Source organism: Streptomyces inusitatus (assembly GCF_014651115.1).
Taxonomy (GTDB): Bacteria; Actinomycetota; Actinomycetes; order Streptomycetales; family Streptomycetaceae; genus Streptomyces; species Streptomyces amakusaensis.
In genome coordinates, this window is record NZ_BMWG01000001.1 from 329,601 (window position 1) to 348,672 (window position 19,072).

Below are 19,072 nucleotides of genomic sequence, written 5' to 3' on the forward strand. Positions count from 1 at the left end.
CCGGGACACATCCCGCGTTTGACCACGTCAGACGCCTTGCCAATACGATGGGCAGCCAGAGGCGGGCAACAGCCGTGACAACACACCCTGCCCTCAGGAATGGTGAACAGCGGAAGGACGGCTCGGCACCCCCTTCCGCAGCCACGATCGCCTGAAGGCTGTGGAATCCAGTCCGCACACGCGGAACGCTCGGCTGGGGGACTCCAGCCGAGCGTCTGGTCGAGTTGCTGACAACAGCCGCTTGACCAGGGGGCCGATGTCTCCGGCATGGCCCCCGGGCGCCCGTCGGGTCAGATCGTCGGGGTGTCGTCGACGATCTCCTTGTGGGGTTCGACGACGAACTTCCAGCCTTCGCTGGGCTCCAGGAACCGGACTCGGGTCGGATAGATGTCCAGGGCGCGGCGGTCGCGGTTCTGACTGTTCGTGTTCTTCCTCGCCCGGGCCGGCTCCTCGTACAGGTCGACCTTGACGTCCGGGACCGCGACGACTTCCTCGCTCCAGCGTTGGACGACCCCCGCGCCGAATGCGTCCCGCGCGGCGGAGTAGAGCGAATCCAGGGAATCCTTGTTCCCGTTGGGCACGAAGAGGGCGAGATTCATGAGGACGCCGGCACTCTGGAGAACCTCGATTTCCTGCCCCGCCTTGTCGCCGATCCAGACCCCGCTGCCTTCGGAATCGTCCGGGAGGACATGGATTTCCTCGCCGAAGACTGTCCTCGCGACGAAGGACCCTCCCTCAAAATTCTTACCCGGCTCCGCAAGGGAAGCCGGGGCATAGCAGTTGAGAGGAAGGCCATCCATCTCCGCCGAGACGAAAATACTGTCCTGGAGGCCCAGACCTGAGATCTCCTCGACAGTAAGACGTCGAGCCGTAACCTTCTCGGTATTCACACTATTCCCCTTTTGATAGCGGCACCCCGTGAATTCATCAAGACCCTACCATGAAAAGGATCAACCACTCTCCATTGCAAATACCTTCGCACTCGCGATGGCATCGGCGGCCCTTTCAGCCATTCCCCTCCGAGAGAGTGGCGGGCAAATCTTCCCGCATTACCGAAAAAACCGGCACTCGTAGAGAAATGCGACAGCGATCAAGAGGGGCCACCCCCTTCGGCACTGCTTCAGTAACGCGAGGACCGTGTGAGGCAGCGGCAGCAGAGCGCACATTCGCAGCGCCCCGTCTTCGTACCACGGCAGAACGGCGACAGGTCAGCGCGCCGCGTTCGGCCGACTGGCCGGGCCCGGTGCCGTCGAACGTCGTCGGTACGGCCTGAACGGCGGGCTCAGACGAAGAGGAACGCGGCGGAGGTGGCCGCGCCGAGGGACGCTCCGGCGGCCGTCTGAGCCACCGTGTGGTAGGTCAGAGCGACTCGGGACCAGCACACGGCGGCCGTGAGGGAGTAGGCGATCAGCCACCACGGCGAGTGTGCTGCGGCCAGCAGGGCCACCACTGCCGAGGCTACGGCGGAGTCCACCGAGATCTTCCAGACGGTGTTGACCGCGAGCAGCCCGATGGTCATGGCCCATAGGCCCAGCATCGCGACCAGAATGGGCGTGGGCGCGCCGCCGAGGAGCATGAGTACTGAGCCGGTGCCGATGGAGCCGAGGATGACGAAGAAGATCGGTGCTCGCTGGGTGCGATCGACGACATGGCGGTCGCCCCAGGTGCCTCGCTTGCGTTCCCATTCGATGTAGCCGGCGGGTATCAGCCCGGCGCACAGGGTGCCGAGCAGGCCCCACAGCAGGCCGGTCCAGTGGCCGGCGGCGGCCAGGCCGATTCCGGGCATGCCCGCGAGCAGGACATTGCGCGGCTGGAGGACGTCGGTCACGACGCGGGCCACAGCAGTGCCGGCCGAACCGGCCGCACGACGGCTCTCGGGCGGGCGTTCAAGGAGTCGTTGCCCTGCTTCCACACAGGCGACTCTACAATCTCGCATTCCGGCCGACAGCATCGATGCCCCGGACCACGACGGCGGAAGCCCTTGAGTTTCTGACCTCTGACTGAAATCGGATCGGTTCAACGCTAAACCGGGGGTGGCAGAGAGATCTTTCAGTCGGCCGCCTCGGCGGCCAAGCGCAGCACACAGAGACCGATTTGCACTGTGTGTGTTCATGTGGTTACAGTCCCGCCGAGCGACCCGCTCGGTGTCCGACATCATGGCAGCGCGACCTGCTCGGTCAGAAGAATCCGGGTCGCCGTGTTGTCTCGCCGCGCTCCTCGGGAATGAGGCTTTCACCGCCTTCTCTCCAGGGCCGGATGGTGTACGGCCCGCGCGGCACCAGAGGTCCGCGGAAATCCTTTCCCTCCGCCGGCCGACACGGGTGGAGTCGGCGGTCGGGTACGCCCGCGTTCTCTCGCTCTGCCCGACGCACCCGCGGCCGGGCAAGCCAGGTGCCATCGCCGATGAGCCATCGGCCGACGCAGCGGAGCGCGATCCCGTGACGGAGACGATCGACAACTTCTTCATCCCCCTCGACCAGGAGCAAGTCAGCCTCGTGGCCGCGGTACTGCACCGGGCAGCCCAGGACTGCCGGGCCCTGGACGCGCCCGAGATTCCGGCGGGCGACCGCTCGGTGGTGACCCTCGGCCGCATGGCGGCGCGGTGGGCAGCCATCGCGGAGCGCGAGGAGCACTGCGATGTCGTCAACGTCCACGGCGAGCGGTTGTACAACGTCTCGCTCAGCCTGGAGGAGTGGTACCAGGTGCGAGCGGCACTCAGCGAGTACGCCGCACGGCTCACGCGTGCCCTGCGCAATCCGCCGTCGGCACGAGAAGACCGAAGGCGGGCGAGGCAGGCGCTGCTCCTCGTGGACCGCATCACGGAGGCCATTGCCAGTGATTGACGATTCTTCGGATGTGAGCGGATCGACGGAAGGGGAAAGGGCACCGGGATGGGAGCCCCCTTTTTGGGCGTTGCCCCGCGCGGCGGCGGTCGACAACCTTGCCAAGGCGCTGCGAGGGTACGGTCTTTCGGAGGGTGGAGTACGGACAATGGCACAGGCCGCCGTTCGCCCGGACGATATGCGGCGGAAACTCGCGGACCCCGCCGAGCTGCGGGTGCAGGGCGGCACCCTGCTGATCGCGGAGACACGGCTGTGGTCGGCGACAGTGCTCCCCCATCCCGCCAACCCTCGCGAGTACGGGTACCGCCAGTACGCGCTGGCGGCTTCAGGGACACAGCGGTCGATGATGACCGAACCGGGTTCGTCCCCTTACGGCACGGCGGAGTTGGAGATACGTGTAGACACACCGAACACGATCGCGCAACGTCTGGAGGACGCGAAGAGCCGACTGATCAGGGACAACCCTCTGGCCGAGGACATCGCTGTCGAAGGCGTTCTCCAGCCGCTGACCGTAGTTCCCCTGATCGTGGTCCACGGGAACGGCCACCCCGGCTGCGCCCTGCTCATCGCGGCTGACGGGTCGAGTCGGATCAGCGCGGTCCACGAGCTACTCGGCTACGCTCCGTCGAAGGTCGTGTACGAGTGGGGGAGCGATGGTCGAAGACTCCGCAACGAGATCGGCCGTTGGAGCCGCCTGGTGCGGAGTCAGGGCTGGCAAGGGCTGACCGAGGACGAGCGCCGCAGGGTCCGCGCACTCAGTGTGCCCGCCCGCGTAGTTGTCGGGTTCCGGCCCAACAACCGGTCCGGCCAGGCGTTCCACACGGCGGTGCGCAACTTCATCGGGCTCACCCACATCCGTCCGCCGCGCCCCTACGGAGCATCCGTGGAGAACGAGGCGAAGGCGGACGCCGTCCTCGACAGCCTCGCCGAGCCGGGGAGCTCCGAAGCGCCCCACATCACGGAGCTGGAGAAGCGATGGTTCGCCGGAACCATCTCCCAAGAGGAGGTGGAGGCGGCCGGACTGAGCGGCCGACCGGACGTCCGCGCTGGAGAGATCGTCCGTTCGCTGCTGGGCGGCGGATTCAGGACCTCGCAGCGTGTCAATGAGGGGATCCGGTCCCTCACCGCGAAACAGCGGCCCAGACGGGAGGAGCGGGTCGACGTCGCCGTGGAGCTGATCCTGCGGCCGGTGCGCACCGGGCTGAGCGACGGCGCCAAGTTCGTCCGTCCGCGACGTGCGGTCCTTCAGCGGGTGTACCGGCTGCCGGAGATCGAGGACCTGTCGGCCGAGGTCCGGATGGAAGGCACTGGTGCGGACAGCCGTTCTCCTGAGGAGTTGCGCGATGCGGCCTTGGCCGAGGCGGACCAGGGCATGGGCAACAACGGACGGCTCGGCCCGGCGCAGACCGAACTCGCGGTGAAAGCCGCGTACTACATGGCGATGGCCTCACCGATGGCCCTGCAGCGTGAGGTCTTCGGCGGCGGCGAGGACGACCGGGGTGCCGCGTCGGTGCTGCGGGCCATGCTGTCCCGGCCACGGGGCATCCTCCAGGCGTACGAGGTCATCAGGGCGGGGCGAGCGGGCGAGCGGCTCCATGAGGTGGATGAGAACGGCAAACCCCTGGTCACGGCCGAGGGCCGCCCCCGGGGTCTCACGGATGCTCTGGTGCGTCACGCGTACAGTGGCGGGCCGGCACCGCTTGAGACTGCCCGGGTGGGCCCCAAAGCCGCCGCTATGGGCTGGGCGTGTGTGCGGGAGTCCGTCGAGAGGCTGTACAGGGACGTGGACGGGATGGCGAGCGTGCCGCTGGAGGAAGGCGGCCCGAGCTTTGTCTCCGAGGAAGGATGGGACCCCTCTCGGGTGAGGGAGGTGCGGGAGACCCTCGACCGAGTCAGTCGCAGAGTCGCGGACTGGGCCGATCGGTTCGAGGAACGGGAGCGAGCAGTGGCGGCGGAGCAGTGACCGCCCGGTCGCCTCAGTCGCACTGGGCGAGGCCCTCCTCCGCCCGCATCCGGTCCACCTCCAGTCCGGGTACGCCGACGGTGTCCCGCTGGATCTCCGTGTAGGCCTGCGAGGCCGACTCGCGGTCGGCCTGGGCGAGCAGCGCCTCGGCCAGGTCGAAGCGGAGGTCGAGCACTTCACGGGCCCGGAGGCCGTACTGCTCCCCGAGGGTCGGCAGGTGTTCGGTGAGCAGGTCGACCGCCTTGGCCGGTTCCGTCGTGAGCAGACGCCGCACCTCGTGGTGGAGATCCTTGGCGTCGGCGCGCGGCCGGTACGTCGGCGAGGCGGCGGCGGGCAGCTCCACGCGAGGGCCGGTCAGCGGCGTGTCCTCGGGCGCGAAGGGCACCCTGAAGGGCCGTGTGGGGTCGGGCGAGATGTAGTCGAGCGGCGGGCCGTCGCCACTGACCGGCAGATAGCGACGGAGGATACGGTTCACCTCGTCCGCGGTGGCGGGCCGCTCCGCGGGGTCCTTGGCGAGCAGTCGGTGGACGAGGTCCAGCACCTCGTCGGGAAGTCCTTCCCGGAGCGCTCCCAGTGAGTCGGGCGGGACGGTGGTGTGCAGGTGCCGGAGTGCGAACTCGTCTTTCTGGGGGAAGACCGGACGGCCCGCGAGCATCTCGTACAGCAGACAGCCCAAGGAGTAGAGGTCGGACCGCCCAGTGACCTCCTCGCCCCTGTACTGCTCGGGTGACATGTAGCCGGGGGTTCCCGGGTTCCTGCCCAGGCTGGTGAGTCTGGTGTCCTCGGCGGCCCCCGACACCCGGGCGATGCCGAAGTCCAGGACCTTGGTGTGCCCCCGCTCGGAAACCATCACGTTGGAGGGCTTCAGATCACGGTGCACGATACCGACGCGATGGGCTGCCGCGAGGACGTCGCAAATGGGTAAGGCGATACTGGCCGTCACGGAGAGTTCGAGCGTCTCGCCCTCATCCATCTCGTCCAGCAGTGTCTTCAGGGTGTGTCCCTGGATCAACTCCATGACGAGGTAGAACTGTCCGTGTTCCTCGCCCAGGTCGTACACGGCGGGCACCCCGCTGTTCGTGAACCGCGCGGTCACCCCGGCCTCCTGCTCGAAGCGCTTGAGCATCTCATTGCGTTCTCCGATCGTCGAGGCCGCCGCGGGGTTCGCGAACTTCACGGCGACCACACGGCCGAACGCCAGGTCGTACGCCTGCCAGATCATCCCCATGCCGCCGGAATCGAGGGGCCCGTCCAGCCGGTAGCGGGAGCGCAGTACGCGACCCGCCTGGATGTCGAACATGCTCCCGGCCTCTCCCCAGAACATCTCAGCCCTGCCTGTCGTCGTCGATCGGGTCGGCCGCCCCGGTGGCCAGCGCGTCCGCCAGGTGGCGGGCGACTCGGCGGCCGTGGTCGGCGACCCGGTCCAAGGTTTTGTGAAAGCGTGCGATGTCCCGGAAGGCCCGGCCGATCCGGCGCTGCTCGTCCGGCTGACGGACCGGGAGGAAGAGGCGTGCCGGATCGAGACGGCTCGGCCGTCCGCCAGTCCCCGTCCCGGTGGCGGAACGTCCGGCGCCGGGGCCGCCCGTCAGGGCCCCGGCCAGGAACCAGGGGTCCAGGGAGTCCTGCTCGGGACGCAGGACAGTGATTCCCGGACCGGCCGCGGCACCGTGCTCCCCCGGATCGGCGGGGCGGGCGCCCTGCAGTGATCCGGCGAACACCAGAACGTCTCCTTCTCTGATGCGTTCGGCGTCGGCGGCGTACGTCAGATCCTCCGACCGCATACGGGGAAGTCCGTCGTGCAGGCTGATGAACGGGACCTGGACCGCCGTCCCGTCGGGCATCTCCCGTCCGGAGGAACCGCGCCACATCCGCAGGGAGCCGGAGCGGATGAGGTCGTCCAGGGGAACGAGTGCCCGCGAGTGGGCCGGGGAGGCGCTCGGCGGTGCTTCCCTCACAGCGGGGAGGGCTTCCGCAAGCCCTGCCAGCGTCCGGCTCCAGTGGATCCGGTCCTTCTCCAGTCCCGCCAGGTCGACGGTCTCGCCAGGGTCCGCGCGGACATGGCGTGCGGGGGTGATGTCCACCTCCTCGTCGAGGAGTTCGGCGACAGGGACCGCATTCGAGACACCGGGATCAAGTTCCGCTCCCGCTTGGAAATCCCGCCACGCATCGGAGACGGTGGTGTGCACGGCTGCCCAGTCCGGGCCGGCGGTGCGACTCTCCAGAGGCTCCGTGTCCACGAAGAGCACACGGTGCGAAGCCGGGCCGTCGGACCGCCGGGCCACCCAGAGATGGGTCCCCAGGCTGTGGGTGGAGGCAGACCCGGCCGGCAGCGCCACGACCGCGCGCAGCGTGCCGCGCCGCACCAGCTCGGCCCGGATGCGACGGCCCGAGGGTCTCGCGGCGGCTGCCGCGGGCATCAGGAGGACCGCGCTGCCCCCATCGTCCAGATGGGCCAGAGCATGCTGGACCCAGGCGAGTTCGGATTCTCCCTTCGGCGGTAGGCCATGGGTCCACCGTGTGTCGTATCCCAGCTCCGATCGGCCCCATTCCCGCTGGCCGAACGGAAGGTTGCAGACGACGCCCCGCACCCGTGCGGCCGGGTGGGCGTCGCCGAGGAGTGAGTCGCCCGCGGCGACATCGACCTCGTGATGCCCGTGGAGCCGCAGCCGAACAGCCGTGATCCCGGCGAGGTCGGGGTGTGTCTCCTGGCCGAGCAGGCAGACGGTGCCGCTCTTCGCGGCTTGGAGGAGGAGGCTGCCCGTGCCGCACGCGGGGTCCAGCACGGAGTCGGGGGGCGTGCCGTCACCGGAACCGGCCAGCGCGCACATCAGTGCCGCGACCGGGGTGGGGGTCACCTCCACCTGACGGGCATGCGCCTCCACCCAGCGGCTGAGGAGCGCCTCGAACGCCTCGGCCGCGCCCAGTCGGTCACTCAGTCCGTCGACATGGGCGCCCAGTTCCACGGGCAGGTCGATGATGCCCGCCCTCGTCCGGTCCAGGTGCGGGGGCGGCTCCTCGCCGAGCAGGCGGAATCCGACCGTGGCCAGCATTCCGCCAGGCAGTGCCGGGTCCCGCAGAGCCTCCATGGCCCGCCACACCTTGTCGACCGGCGAAATGTGCACCGGTCTGCCATGGGCTTCTAGCCATTCCACGACCTCCGGCAGAGAGAACTGCGGACTGGCCGCCGTGCCGCCCACCGGGATGGGAAACTCCGCGTACCTCCGACGCCAGTTGCTCACCGCCGCCGGCCCCACTCCGGCGATACGGGCGATCTCGGCTGCCGTGACCGTGGCTTCGCTCGTCATCATGCCTCTCCTCACGCGCAACACATTCGGAGGATCATAGACCCTGGGGATAGTTGATGACAGTCACTCGAAAGAGCTGGTTGACCCATTTAACAAGACGTGCTGCCATGGTGAACCCCATCGAGGTCGATGCCATGGAGATCGCATGCCCGTGTGGACACCACCAGATGAGAGCACCTGGACCAGCGGACTGATCCGTGTGTTCGCGGGGTCCTTCCTCCGCCCGGACCGGCGGGGCGGTTGCGCCTACAAAGGCGCGCTCAAGGCCCGGGCCGGCATCAGGCTGGCCCCGGGGCCGCTTCCCTCGTACAAGGCCGATCCCCGGACGGGCTTCAACCTCGGGCCGCTCGGAGACACGCTCGACCTGATCGAGTACGAGGGGATCGAGCCCGAGGAAGCACTCCGACGCTCCATGGCGGCCACCCGTGAGCGGCCGGAGGCCGACCCGGGACTCGCCGCATGGACCCGCTTCGCGCTGGAGCGCTATCTGGAGGGCGGCACCCCGGGCCTTCTGCCGGTCTCCCACTCCTGGGTGCTCGTCACCCGGCTCGGCAAGCCCGACAACCGCGGTGCCAGACGCTACGAGCAGTGTGTCTGGGGACGCCCGTACGCCTCGGCCGACGGCCGGGTGCGTGAGCTGCGCGTACCGGTCGCCAGAGAGCTGCTCGGGGCGGCGGCGCAGGCCGATCGGGCCGACCTGGCGGCGGCGGCGCAGGTCGTGGCCTTCGGTGAACCGCATCGATTACCGGACCGCTTCCACTGGCACGAGAATGCCCGGCCCGTGCCGGATGCTGGCGAGGCGGCCCGGCGGCAGCCCGAGGAAGTGAGGATCACAGAGGTCAGCTGCCTCGACGGACAGCGTCACGAGTTACTCCGCGAAAGCCCGGAAGAGGTGCGGCGGCGCTACGCGGCCCATGGCCTCCCCGCACTGGCCGCCGCCGTCTCCGCAAGTGCCTTCACCCCTGGCCATGACTGCGAGGACTGCAAGTACACCCCCCGCTGCCCCGCGCTGAAACGCCTCGGCGGCGTTCTGGGCATCGAGGACCTGACCCGCCCGCGCCGCACCTGGTCGGTCACCAACGGGCGCTCCTACGTCGGCCGGCCGGGCCGTGACGAGGGCTGCCCTGCCCGGGAGCGCCTGCGGCGGCTCCGGCTGCCGGACCGCGAGGCACGTGCGCTGACCCCGCAGGTCATCCGCGGCCACGCCGTGCACACCTGGATCCAGGAGCGCCACGAAGCCCGTCCGGGAATCGCCTGCCGCCCCGACGACGCCCCCGACGGCCGGTCCTCCTGGTCGGCAGGACGCTGGACGGTCCCGCGTGAGCAGGCGGACCTCGGCGCACGCATGGTCGCCGCACACGCGCGTCACTGTCCATACAAGCTGTCCACGGTCGCCGAGACGGCACACGAGCAGACCCTCGTGGTGCACGACACGGCCGCCGACGTCGTGGTGGTGGCCAAGACGGACATGATCTACCGGGACGGCTCCTCCTGGGTCTACCGGGAGACGAAGACGGACGCCCGGCGGAATCCGCCCCAGGAGGACGACATCCTCCGCGAACGGCCCCAACTCGCACTCGCGGTCCTGCTGCTCGGCACCAGCACCGCGATCGGCGAGGATATCTCCACCGCACGGGTGGAGCTGGAGGTTCTCAGACCGCACGGCGCCCGGCTCACCGTCATCGACCCTCTGGACCCCGAGGTCCGCGCCTCCGCACGCCAGGTCGTCCTGGACCTGTCCGCCGACTGGCACGCGGACACCACCGCCCTCGCCCGGCCCGGTCCGCACTGTCAAAGCTGCGAGATGGCCGTCTGGTGCCGCCCCGCCTCGCCCGACGCCACGGAAGGCTGAGCCGGGATGAGCCAAGACCGGACAATGCTCACGACCCTGTGGTCCGAGACTGACGGCGTCCTTCTCCTCCGGAGCGTCGCCACCGCCATGGTCCGCCTCAGCGAGGTCGGTGATCCGGGGGCGTACACCCTGCCGTACCCCGACGAAGCCCAACGCGCCCTGAACACCACCGTCCTCACCTGCCTCCTGCTCAAGGCGAAGCCCCCGGAAAGCCTGCCCGAACTGGTCGAGTGGGCGGCGAAACGCCCACTCGACCAATGGCCCGGCACACTGCCGCCGGACGTGGTACCACCGGAGTCCCGGTTCCTGGACGAGGCCACCCGCCAGCCGACCGCACTCTGCTACGAATGGGCCGTGGACGCGGAGGACTCCGCAGCCCGCCACTCCGAACAGCGCTACATGGCCATCGCCTCCCAGCGCTGCTGGGAGGAGAACTATCCGGAGGCGTATCGGGCCTTCCGCCTGCTACTGACACGGCGTCCCGTGCTGACCCATCGCGAACTGGCCACCCTTCCCGCGGCAGCGGACGGCGAGCTGGGACCGCTCGGCGATCTGCTATACGACGTCTACCGGCCAGCACCGTCCGGTCATCTCGACCGGGAACGGCGAAGCCACATCTCCTGTGCGCGCTGTCACACACTGCTGCACCTCACAGTCGGCGGCGACCTGTGGTGCGAACGTCGGCGCTGCCGGGAGCTGGGCACCGCCCGCCGCGGACGCGAGTACCCGGTTGACGACGGCGGCGGTGCCCAACTGTTGATCCGGCCGCTGCGCCAGTGGGTTTCGGCGACCGGCGCCCTGGAGGAACGGCTGGCCCAGCGGCTGGCGGCGGCAGGAGCGGACGTCGAGCTGTGGCCCGGCTTCGGCGCGTACGGCATACGGGTGCGGTTCCCCGGCGGTACGACCCTGGCCGTCGACCACAAGGACTGGGAGAGCCCCGCCCTGCTGGGACGCCGGGCCGTTCCGCCGCAGCCCGACCCGCCGTACGACCGCTGCGTATGGGTGGTACCAGCCGCCCGGCTCCGCAAGAACCCGGACTTCCGGACGACCTTCGAGGCCTATAGGCCGTCCGCGTCACCGGAACTCATGACCGACAGGGAGCTGCTGCGCACCGCCCGGCGGCTCATCGGGACCACCGCGCCGGGCCTACGGGACACGGCCCCGGATCCGGGCCCGGACGGTGAAGCGACGGAAGGACTGTTCTGATGCGCGACCGCGACTCCTGGCTCGCCAGGACCGCCACCGGAATCAGGGCCGCCTGGCCCAGCGAGAGCGGCACGCCCCGCCCCGCCCGGCTGTGCCGTGTGGAGCTGGGGCTCTATCTGCTGGAGCGCCTTCGCCCGGGAGAACCGGCCATCGCGGCGTGGACCTTGCTCAGTGGCTATCCCTTCGCACTGGTCGCGGACCGAACACCGGAACGGGAGAGGATGCTCCGAGTGGCCCGGCATCTGCTGTGGACGCTCCGCCGCCGCCGCACCTGGGAACGCGCGCTGCGGCAGTACGCGTCCTTCCCCGCCGAGGTGCGCGGCTACCGGATCACCGACCTCGACGCACCCGCCCGGCGGGAGGACGTGTCCATCGCCTCCGACCGCTGGATGGTGTATGAACGGACCCTCACCTCCGTGCCCCCCTTCCACCGCAGGCAGCGGCTGGCCATCGCCGAACCCGGCAGGTCCTACCGCTTCCCGCAGGACAAACTGCTCACCTCCGTCCGGCTGCCCGAACACCTCCCGGTCTCCGCCGCCCGGCCGCACACTCTCCAGCCTCCTCCCAAGGTGGGTCTTCCGGTCGAGACGACCTGGGACGAGCTGCTGGCCACGGCCGAGTGGATGGACAAGAAGCTGGGGATCACCGACCGCCGGAAGACCTGGCGCGGCCGGGTACTGCGGATCGAACTCGACCTGCTCGCCCCCGGGGGGACGGCCTACCGGCCGAGCCGGAAACTGTCGATCACCGGTCTTTTCCACCTCGTGGGCATGGTCGGCGCCGGCAAGAGCACACTGCGGGACGTCCTGACCGTCCAGGCCGTAAAACAGGGCCGGAAGGTGACCATCATCGTGGGAGACGTCGCCGAGCAACTGACGCTGGTGAACCTTTTCCGCGCGCTGGAGCTGAAGGCGGCCCCCGTGCTGGGCGCCTCCACCCGAGCCCGGAACGCTCAACGCATGCACCGCAGGCTCGCGGGCTCGGGATCGGTGTCACTGCTCAGCCACGCCGCCAAACACTTCACCCACCTGAGCACGGCCTGCCCGCTCGACGCTCTGCGCGGCACCGAGGCGGCCGGGCCTCTCGGCATCCTCGAATCGCCCTGCACCCGTCTGTATCCGATAGAACCGCGAACAGCCGAAAGGGAACCGGGAGGGACGGGCACGCTGTTCGCGGACCCCCTGGCCGAGCCGTCCGCCGGGGAATCCGATGCCACCGATACCGACCGTTCCGGCCTTGGGCACGGCTGCCCCCTATGGTCCAAGTGCCCCCGGCACCAAGGCGCCCACGACCTGGTGACAGCGGACATCTGGGTGGCCAACCCCGCGAGCCTGGTCTACGGGCTGACGCCTCGGCACCAGAACCGGGAACGGGCCCGGTTCCTGGAGGTCGCGTGCGTCCGCAGCGACCTGATCATCGTGGACGAGGCAGACCGGGTACAGATGCAGCTCGACTCGATGTTCGTGCCCTCCGCCACCCTCGTCGGACGCGCCTCGGACTCCTGGCTCGACGAACTCCAAACCCACACGACCGGCGAATTCACCCGGAGGGGCCGCCTTCAGCTGTCGAAAGCGGAGGTGGACCGCTGGTCCTCCTCCCTGACCGCGTCGATCGCCGCGACCAACCGGCTGTACTCGATGTTGATGCGCCACCCCGGACTCCTCTCCTGGGTACAGGCGGACTACTTCAGCACATGGACCCTCCAGCAGAAGCTGGTCGAGGACTGGTTCCGGGACCGGTCCGCCCCGGACGGCCCCGACGAGGACGACGAACCCGACGACGAGTTCGAGGAGGACGACTCGGAGAGCCAGGACCACGCCCCCGACGCCCGCGAGCACGAGGAGGACGGGGAGCCGGCGGACCCGCGCACCGCACGGCGAACCGCGGTCATGAACCTGCTGGACGTCTTCCGCGACGACCCTCTCGGAGGAGAGCATTCCGACAATCCCGAACTGGCGGAGCTGGTGAGCCTCACCCACGATCTGCTGCACACACTGGACGAGGGCCGTACCCGCGACAGGGCCTCGGCCGTGCTGCGACGGCTGTCCGGAATCACCCCCGGGTCCGCGGAGGAACTCCTCGACAAGACCATGCGCTTTGAATTCATGCTGCTGCTCGGGGTGCTCCAGCAGCGCCTCGACGTCCTCACCGAGCTGTGGCCGACGGTCGAAGCGGCGCTCAACCTGGAGTCGACGGACAATCAGCTGTCCCGTCGCCCTCCGCTCGACTACAGCCCCCTTCTGCCTGAGTCGCCGATGGGCAATATTCTCGGATTCCAGTTCCTCACCGAGGAACCGGACACCGATTCGGGCTCCGGCAGCACCGTACTCCGCTTCTTCCGCTGCACCGGAGTGGGCCGCTCACTGGTGACCGGGCTGCACGAAGTGACCTCGCTGGACGGCGGCCCGACGGCCCATGTCCTTCTGATGTCGGGCACCAGCTGGGCGGGTACCGCAGCGGGCGCACACGTACTGGCACCGGTCCGGGCGATCCTGAAGTCCTCCCCCAAAGAGCGCGCCGCACTGAGCAAGACCTCCTTCCGCAAGATTTTCGTTCCCGGCCCCGACGGAAAACCGCTTCATCTGTCCGGCATGCGGCCGGACCGGCGGCCGAAGGTTCTGGAGCTGATGCTCGACGGTCTCGCCAGACCACGGGACGGTCAGCTCCAGAGCGACTTCGAGCAGGAGCTGAACCTGATCGGCAACGCCGGGCGGAAACGTCTGCTGGTCCTCGTCGGTTCGTACGAGGAGGCCCGCCGGGCCTTTCAATTCCTCAATGCCATACCCCGCTGGAAGGGGAAAGCGTGCCGGCTGATCGCGGACGACGCGGAACTGGAGATCTCCTTCGGCGGTGCCACGCCGGGAGACCCGCTGGCGGCCGCCGAGTCCGGAACCCTGCGGCGCGGTGATGTGGCCGCTTTCGGGGTCATGGACGCCGAGATCCTCATCGCTCCGCTCATGTCGGTGGAACGCGGGCACAACATCCTGAACGACGCAGGCAAGGCGGCGATCGGCTCGGTCTTCTTCCTGGCCCGGCCCCACCCGCGTCCGCACGACATCGGCCTGGCGGTCCAGAGCATCAACAGCTGGGTGACACGGCTGATGGACGACGGAGGATTCGACGAACTGGTCTCCTCATCCCCCGACCTCAACTCAGCCGGCCGTGCCTTCCGGCAGGCCGCGCGCGCCCGATGGCGGCACCTGCTCACCCGGAGAATGGCCTGGCGGCATCTGAACGACGAGGACAAGGCGACCTTCACCTGGGACCGGCTGGTCGTGATGTGGCAGGTGATCGGGCGCCTGGTACGGGGCGGGGTCCCGGCCCGGGTGGTCTTCGTGGACTCCCGGTTCGCCGAACGCGAAGCCGCCGGCCGAGGGCCCGACACCTTCCGCACCGGCCTGCTCGCCAGCATGGTCCATGTCCTCGCTCCCTACTTCGACGACGACGGACCGATTCCCCCGGCCCAGCGGCAGCTGGTGCAGACCCTCTATGAGCCCCTCTATCTGGCGCTGAAGACCATTCCCCCGCACCGGCCGGACGCGCAGCGCCGCTCGGCCCGAGGAGTCGCGTGATCCGCTATGACGCCATCAGGCTCGCCGGCTACACACCCGCGCCGGACGCCGACTGGACTGTTTCCTACTACACGTTGGTCTTCCCGCAGCCCCATCGGGAACGCCTCCTCGACCTGTACCGCAGGGGACTGAAACGGCCGGACGACTGCCTCGGCGTTCCGGTCGGACGCCTCAACTCGCTCATCCAGGCTCTGGCTCCCGAGGTGGTCTCGGTGGCGAAATGGCTCGACGTCTCCCGTGACGAGCCGTGGCTGTACGCCCGCAGACCAGTGCCTGAGGATGTCTTCTCGACGCTGATCCACACATGGGTGCGCGATCTGCGCCCCGAGCCGGAACACCGGGAGGCCGTCCGCGAGGCGCTCCGGGAACTGCGCCTCGGTGAACTCCGCTGGGAGCAGCGCGACATCCCCATGCTGTCCCGGACATCGACACCGGGTGGTACGGCGGAACCGGACGGGCGGCTCTACCAGCTGCTCCCCGATGCTCTCGCCGACCTGGTGCTGGGGCTGGAACCATTCTCCTACGCCGGCGGGACTCTGAGGTTCCGCGGTGTAGCCCGTCGTCCCTCCGACCGGGGTGCCGAGCTGCTCTCCTGGCCGCCCGACCGCCACGAGGACCGAGACGGACGGACGTGGTGGTTCTCGGCGCTGCTGACAGTGACCCTCCAGTCCGTCCCGTTCTCCTCGGAGCCCCGGGTCCATCTGCGCTGCGGCGTCCGGCGGTGGGCCACCCGGACCGGACCGAGCGGCCTGTATCTCCCGCACCGCCGTGCCGCCTCCGTCTACCTGCTGGCGGACGCGCCATGGATCGCGGACTCCCCGGAGAGCTGGGCCTCCCCCCGCTTCTCCGTGGGGCGTCTCAGGTACGACCGCGAGCTCCGCGCCCGGCGCTGGGAGGCGGGCGGCCCCGACGGAATGCTCTCCCGGCTGCGGCTCCGCCAGTCTCTCCCCCTGCCGCACGACCTCATCAGCAGGCCGGCCGACTGGCTCACTGGTACGGGCGGGGTCACCGCCGCCGTGGTGCACAGCGCCCCGATGGGCTCACACGGTGTGAAGGCCGGGCTGATGCCCGGCGATCGGGTGCCGCTCACGGAGTGGTTCGAGGGCGCGCTGCCCGAAGGACTGACACGGGCCCCGGACCCGATACGCGCCGACCGCTACCTGAAGCGGCGGCCGGGCGGGCGACGCGAAAGCGGCGGGGAAACCCTCGCCCCGGAGTTGCGGAAAGCCATCGCGCAACGCCAGGAGATGGCTGAACTACTGGAAGGCGAAGCTTTACGGGTGGAGTTCCTCTGGCTCACCGAGCCCATCCGGGACGCGGGCATACAGGCGCTCGCCACCTTGCTCGGGCTCACCGGGGAGCCCGAGCGGAAACCGGCTGGAGAAGCCACCGCGCCGGGTGGGGAAACGCTCTCGTGGTGGACACCCGAGCTGGCGGTGGAACTGCGCCTGACACGGATCGGGGGCCTCGCCGACAGCCTCGCTCTCTCCACCGAGAACATCTGGAGAACGAGCGCCCTGCACACCGCCATCGCAGGCCGCCGTGAGCAGGTCGTAAAGCAGCTGCCCGACGCTGCGGCGAACGGGCGTGTCTCGCTCGCCCTGGTGGAGATCCACCACCAGGGCGCCTATGTCCCGCGCTCCGCCGACCCCAAGTTCTCCCTGCGGCTGGGTTTCCGGGACGCGGGCCGGGTGACCCAGTTCGTGGTGAAGCCCCGCAGGGTGACCGGTAAACCCTCGGACGTCGAAAAAGCCAGGGCCAGAAAACTCGAAGCGTGCTGGACGGACGGCTTCCGCCAGCTCGGCCACCGCCCCGTGCCCGACCACGGCCTCGGCCCGGCAATCCCCGCGGACATCCAGTACACCGGCCTGTGGCTGGTGAAACGGCGTCGGGACGGTCCGACCCGTCAGGCGGACCTCGTACCGATCGCCATTCGCGTCCGCCCCGGCGAGCCTGTTCCGGAGCGGATCACCGGTTGGGACATCAGGACCGGTGAGTGGGTTCCCTATCCGGCGCTCCTGATACGCCTGGCCGAATCGGCCGAGCTGCCCACGGCGGAAGACCTCGAGGGCGATTCCCTCGAAGAGGACACGGAGCACACGGAGGGCGCGGAGGGGACGGACGGTCCCGAACCGGGCCGGAGCTGGGACAGCCGTACCGAACAGCACAGGAGGGTCGTGGCGGACGCCGTCCAGGAGATCCTGTTCAACCTGCGTGACCGTCCGACCCTGCTGCTGGTCCACGCGCAAAACGCCCGCCGACTGTGGCCATGGCTACAGAACGGCCACATCCGGCCGGACATGATCCAGCTCCACGGCCGACAAGCCCAGCGGCTCGTCATTCAAGGCCCCGGGCTCCGACTGGTCCGAGTCCGCGACCACACCGGCACCGAAACCCCCCAGTGGTGGGGCCGTGCGGAGCGGCCCGCCGACGACAGCGGAGAGAAGGAGAGGTTCGGCATCGCCACCGGTCTGTGGAAACCTCCCGGCACCAATCAGCGGAACCGGGTGTTCAGCAGCACCAGTGAGAAGGCGGGGCCGGGCACGAGCCTGTCCGTCATGGCATCACGCTGGGCCTTCCGCCCCTACACCAAGGACGGGAAGACGGGCTTCACCATCGACACCGACAAGCCCGCGTGGAACCCCGGACTGCTGGAGATCACCGTCGCGGGGTGCCGTCCGGACGACGACCCCGAGCTGTGGGCCGCCCTCACCCACCGACTGCGGCAGTCCCCCGGCAGAGCGCCCCTGCTCGCCCTGCCGCTCCCGCTCCACCTGGCTCGCAAAGCCGCCGAGTACGTCCTGCCCACCACACAGGACCAGCTGGCAGAGCCGGATGAAGACGACGGAGCCGTACAGCTCTGCTTCGACCTAGGAGTAATCGATCCATGAGCAATCCCGACCCCCACGAGATGTGGGCCGACGCACATGTCTCCTACTCGTTGCCCGCAGGGCCGGGAAGCACCCGCCGCTCCGACCCGCTCTCCGAACAGACGGCGGCGTGGAACACCCGGCTGACCGAAACGGCCCCCCATGGGGGGCTGCTCGCGGACAACGCCATGTTCCAATCGCTGCGCGACGGGAACACCCTGCACCTGCTCCACGTCACCCAGTCCTTCGACCGCATCGCGCGGCACGGCTCCCTCCGGCCGTCGGGCGGCTGCCTGGTGGGGAGCCTCTACTGCGCACCGCTCACCCCCACCTCGGGCGGCCTGCGCATGCACAACCTCGCCGAGTACGTACTCACGAGAGAAGCGCCCGCGGCCGCGACCCGCTCCCCGCTTCCCGGCCGGGTCACGACCCCGCTGGTCCTGGAGGTGGCCATGCCGCGCCACGGCTACCGCGGTCTGACCGGCATCGACTACCTGAGGCTGGGATCGATCCATCTGCGGAACTACCGTGAGCGGGAGAACCTCCTGGGCCCCAAGGAGCGGTGCGAACTCCAAGAGACCGTGGTCAGCCGTGTGAGGAACTCCATGGACTTTCTCAGTCTGGCGGCCGCCATCGCCCACAGCCCGGAACCGGCGGAGCACAAAGCATTCCCCCGGCTGCTGTCCGAGACGATCCCCCGGCTCCCGATCCTGGGCTACGTCTATTTCGAGGCCCTCTCGGAGTACCTCATGCTGTACTCCCGCTCACGCCACACTCAGCGACTGGCGGACCTCGGTGAGTTCAACAACTGGCTCTACAAGAAATTCCTCTTCCAAGGCTTCTCTGACACCGCGGGCCATTTCGACCTGGCTGGGTTCCGACCCGGCTTCGCTCGTCTGGAACAGCTCCTCAACCAAGTGGACCCCAGTATCGAGGCGACGCACGCCCGAGCCCACCTGACGGCGCGCATCAGCTACCTGGCAACCGTGCGGTTCCTCGAACCGGAACAGATCACGGGTCAGTGGCATCACATCCGATGGGACTTCAACCATGTCGCGGAGTCCTTCGGCCCACTCCTGGGACATCTCATCCACCGCGAGCTGCGCCGCTTCCACCGGTACCCGGACTTCTACCACTTCTTCGACGCTCACAAGGCCGCCCAGGCATGGAACTACTGGAACCACATGGGCATCGCGCTGCCCTTCAACGGGACCATCCCCAAGGGGGAGATCGGCGTCAATCCCGCCTACTCCGAGCTGGAATACCGCGTCTGGAGGGCAGAACTCGGCGACGACGGCCTTCTTCACCCTGCGGAGGAGGTCGCCCTGCGGCTAACGCCCCGTCTGGTCGACACACGACACACGGTGATGCGCGACAGACAGGCGCGGGGCAGGAACGATACCCCGATGGGAGACCGGCGACTCGCCGACACTCTACTCTGACGACAGAGCACCATGGCAG

The 19,072-nt window shown here is 69.0% G+C and carries 11 protein-coding genes; 7 read left to right on the forward strand and 4 right to left on the reverse strand.

The window, feature by feature from the left end:
- Window positions 1–290: 290 nt before the first annotated feature.
- Window positions 291–890: a hypothetical protein gene (locus tag IE247_RS01455; protein ID WP_190120972.1), complete on the reverse strand. Its 600-nt coding sequence runs from the start codon at window positions 888–890 to the stop codon at window positions 291–293.
- Between the two features lie 392 nt (window positions 891–1,282).
- Window positions 1,283–1,840, reverse strand: a complete 558-nt coding sequence (locus IE247_RS01460) for a phosphatase PAP2 family protein (protein WP_190121382.1) — start codon at window positions 1,838–1,840, stop codon at window positions 1,283–1,285.
- 598 nt (window positions 1,841–2,438) lie between these two features.
- On the opposite strand from IE247_RS01460, the gene IE247_RS01465 reads away from it, so the two are divergent.
- Both IE247_RS01465 and IE247_RS01470 read left to right on the forward strand, forming a co-directional pair.
- Window positions 2,439–2,843, forward strand: a complete 405-nt coding sequence (locus IE247_RS01465) for a hypothetical protein (protein ID WP_190120973.1) — start codon at window positions 2,439–2,441, stop codon at window positions 2,841–2,843.
- Window positions 2,844–2,991: 148 nt separating this feature from the next.
- Entirely contained in the window at window positions 2,992–4,806 is a 1,815-nt protein-coding gene (locus IE247_RS01470; protein ID WP_190120974.1) for a hypothetical protein, read from the forward strand.
- A gap of 13 nt (window positions 4,807–4,819) precedes the next feature.
- Here the strand turns inward: IE247_RS01470 and IE247_RS01475 are convergent, their stop codons facing one another.
- Both IE247_RS01475 and IE247_RS01480 read right to left on the reverse strand, forming a co-directional pair.
- Window positions 4,820–6,106: a serine/threonine-protein kinase gene (locus tag IE247_RS01475; protein WP_190120975.1), complete on the reverse strand. Its 1,287-nt coding sequence runs from the start codon at window positions 6,104–6,106 to the stop codon at window positions 4,820–4,822.
- Window positions 6,107–6,131: 25 nt separating this feature from the next.
- Window positions 6,132–8,111 (reverse strand): HsdM family class I SAM-dependent methyltransferase, encoded by a 1,980-nt coding sequence (locus tag IE247_RS01480; protein ID WP_190120976.1) that lies wholly within the window; start codon window positions 8,109–8,111, stop codon window positions 6,132–6,134.
- A gap of 145 nt (window positions 8,112–8,256) precedes the next feature.
- Here IE247_RS01480 and IE247_RS01485 point away from each other — a divergent pair, with 145 nt between their 5' ends.
- The 5 genes from IE247_RS01485 to IE247_RS01505 are packed head-to-tail and all read left to right on the forward strand — an operon-like array spanning window position 8,257 to window position 19,053.
- The gene (locus IE247_RS01485) at window positions 8,257–9,963 is read left to right on the forward strand and encodes a PD-(D/E)XK nuclease family protein (RefSeq protein ID WP_190120977.1); all 1,707 of its coding nucleotides are present in this window, start codon (window positions 8,257–8,259) and stop codon (window positions 9,961–9,963) included.
- 24 nt (window positions 9,964–9,987) lie between these two features.
- The gene (locus IE247_RS01490) at window positions 9,988–11,169 is read left to right on the forward strand and encodes a pPIWI_RE_Y domain-containing protein (protein WP_190120978.1); all 1,182 of its coding nucleotides are present in this window, start codon (window positions 9,988–9,990) and stop codon (window positions 11,167–11,169) included.
- On the forward strand, window positions 11,169–14,741 hold the full coding sequence (locus IE247_RS01495; RefSeq protein ID WP_190120979.1) for a pPIWI_RE_Z domain-containing protein: 3,573 nt from the start codon (window positions 11,169–11,171) through the stop codon (window positions 14,739–14,741). Before IE247_RS01490 ends, IE247_RS01495 begins: the two co-directional genes overlap by 1 nt.
- On the forward strand, window positions 14,738–17,632 hold the full coding sequence (locus tag IE247_RS01500) for a pPIWI_RE module domain-containing protein (protein ID WP_190120980.1): 2,895 nt from the start codon (window positions 14,738–14,740) through the stop codon (window positions 17,630–17,632). The genes IE247_RS01495 and IE247_RS01500 overlap by 4 nt, the downstream gene beginning before the upstream one ends.
- Window positions 17,629–19,053 carry a hypothetical protein gene (locus IE247_RS01505; RefSeq protein ID WP_190120981.1) on the forward strand — a complete coding sequence of 475 codons (1,425 nt, stop codon included), beginning with the start codon at window positions 17,629–17,631 and terminating at the stop codon, window positions 19,051–19,053. Before IE247_RS01500 ends, IE247_RS01505 begins: the two co-directional genes overlap by 4 nt.
- Window positions 19,054–19,072: the final 19 nt, after the last annotated feature.

Coding starts and splice junctions, on each gene's coding strand:
- IE247_RS01470 (WP_190120974.1), top strand. CDS start 2,992: ATGGCACAGGCCGCCGTTCGCCCGGACGATATGCGGCGGAAACTCGCG.
- IE247_RS01475 (WP_190120975.1), bottom strand. CDS start 6,106: ATGTTCGACATCCAGGCGGGTCGCGTACTGCGCTCCCGCTACCGGCTG.
- IE247_RS01480 (WP_190120976.1), bottom strand. CDS start 8,111: ATGACGAGCGAAGCCACGGTCACGGCAGCCGAGATCGCCCGTATCGCC.
- IE247_RS01485 (WP_190120977.1), top strand. CDS start 8,257: ATGCCCGTGTGGACACCACCAGATGAGAGCACCTGGACCAGCGGACTG.
- IE247_RS01490 (WP_190120978.1), top strand. CDS start 9,988: ATGCTCACGACCCTGTGGTCCGAGACTGACGGCGTCCTTCTCCTCCGG.
- IE247_RS01495 (WP_190120979.1), top strand. CDS start 11,169: ATGCGCGACCGCGACTCCTGGCTCGCCAGGACCGCCACCGGAATCAGG.
- IE247_RS01505 (WP_190120981.1), top strand. CDS start 17,629: ATGAGCAATCCCGACCCCCACGAGATGTGGGCCGACGCACATGTCTCC.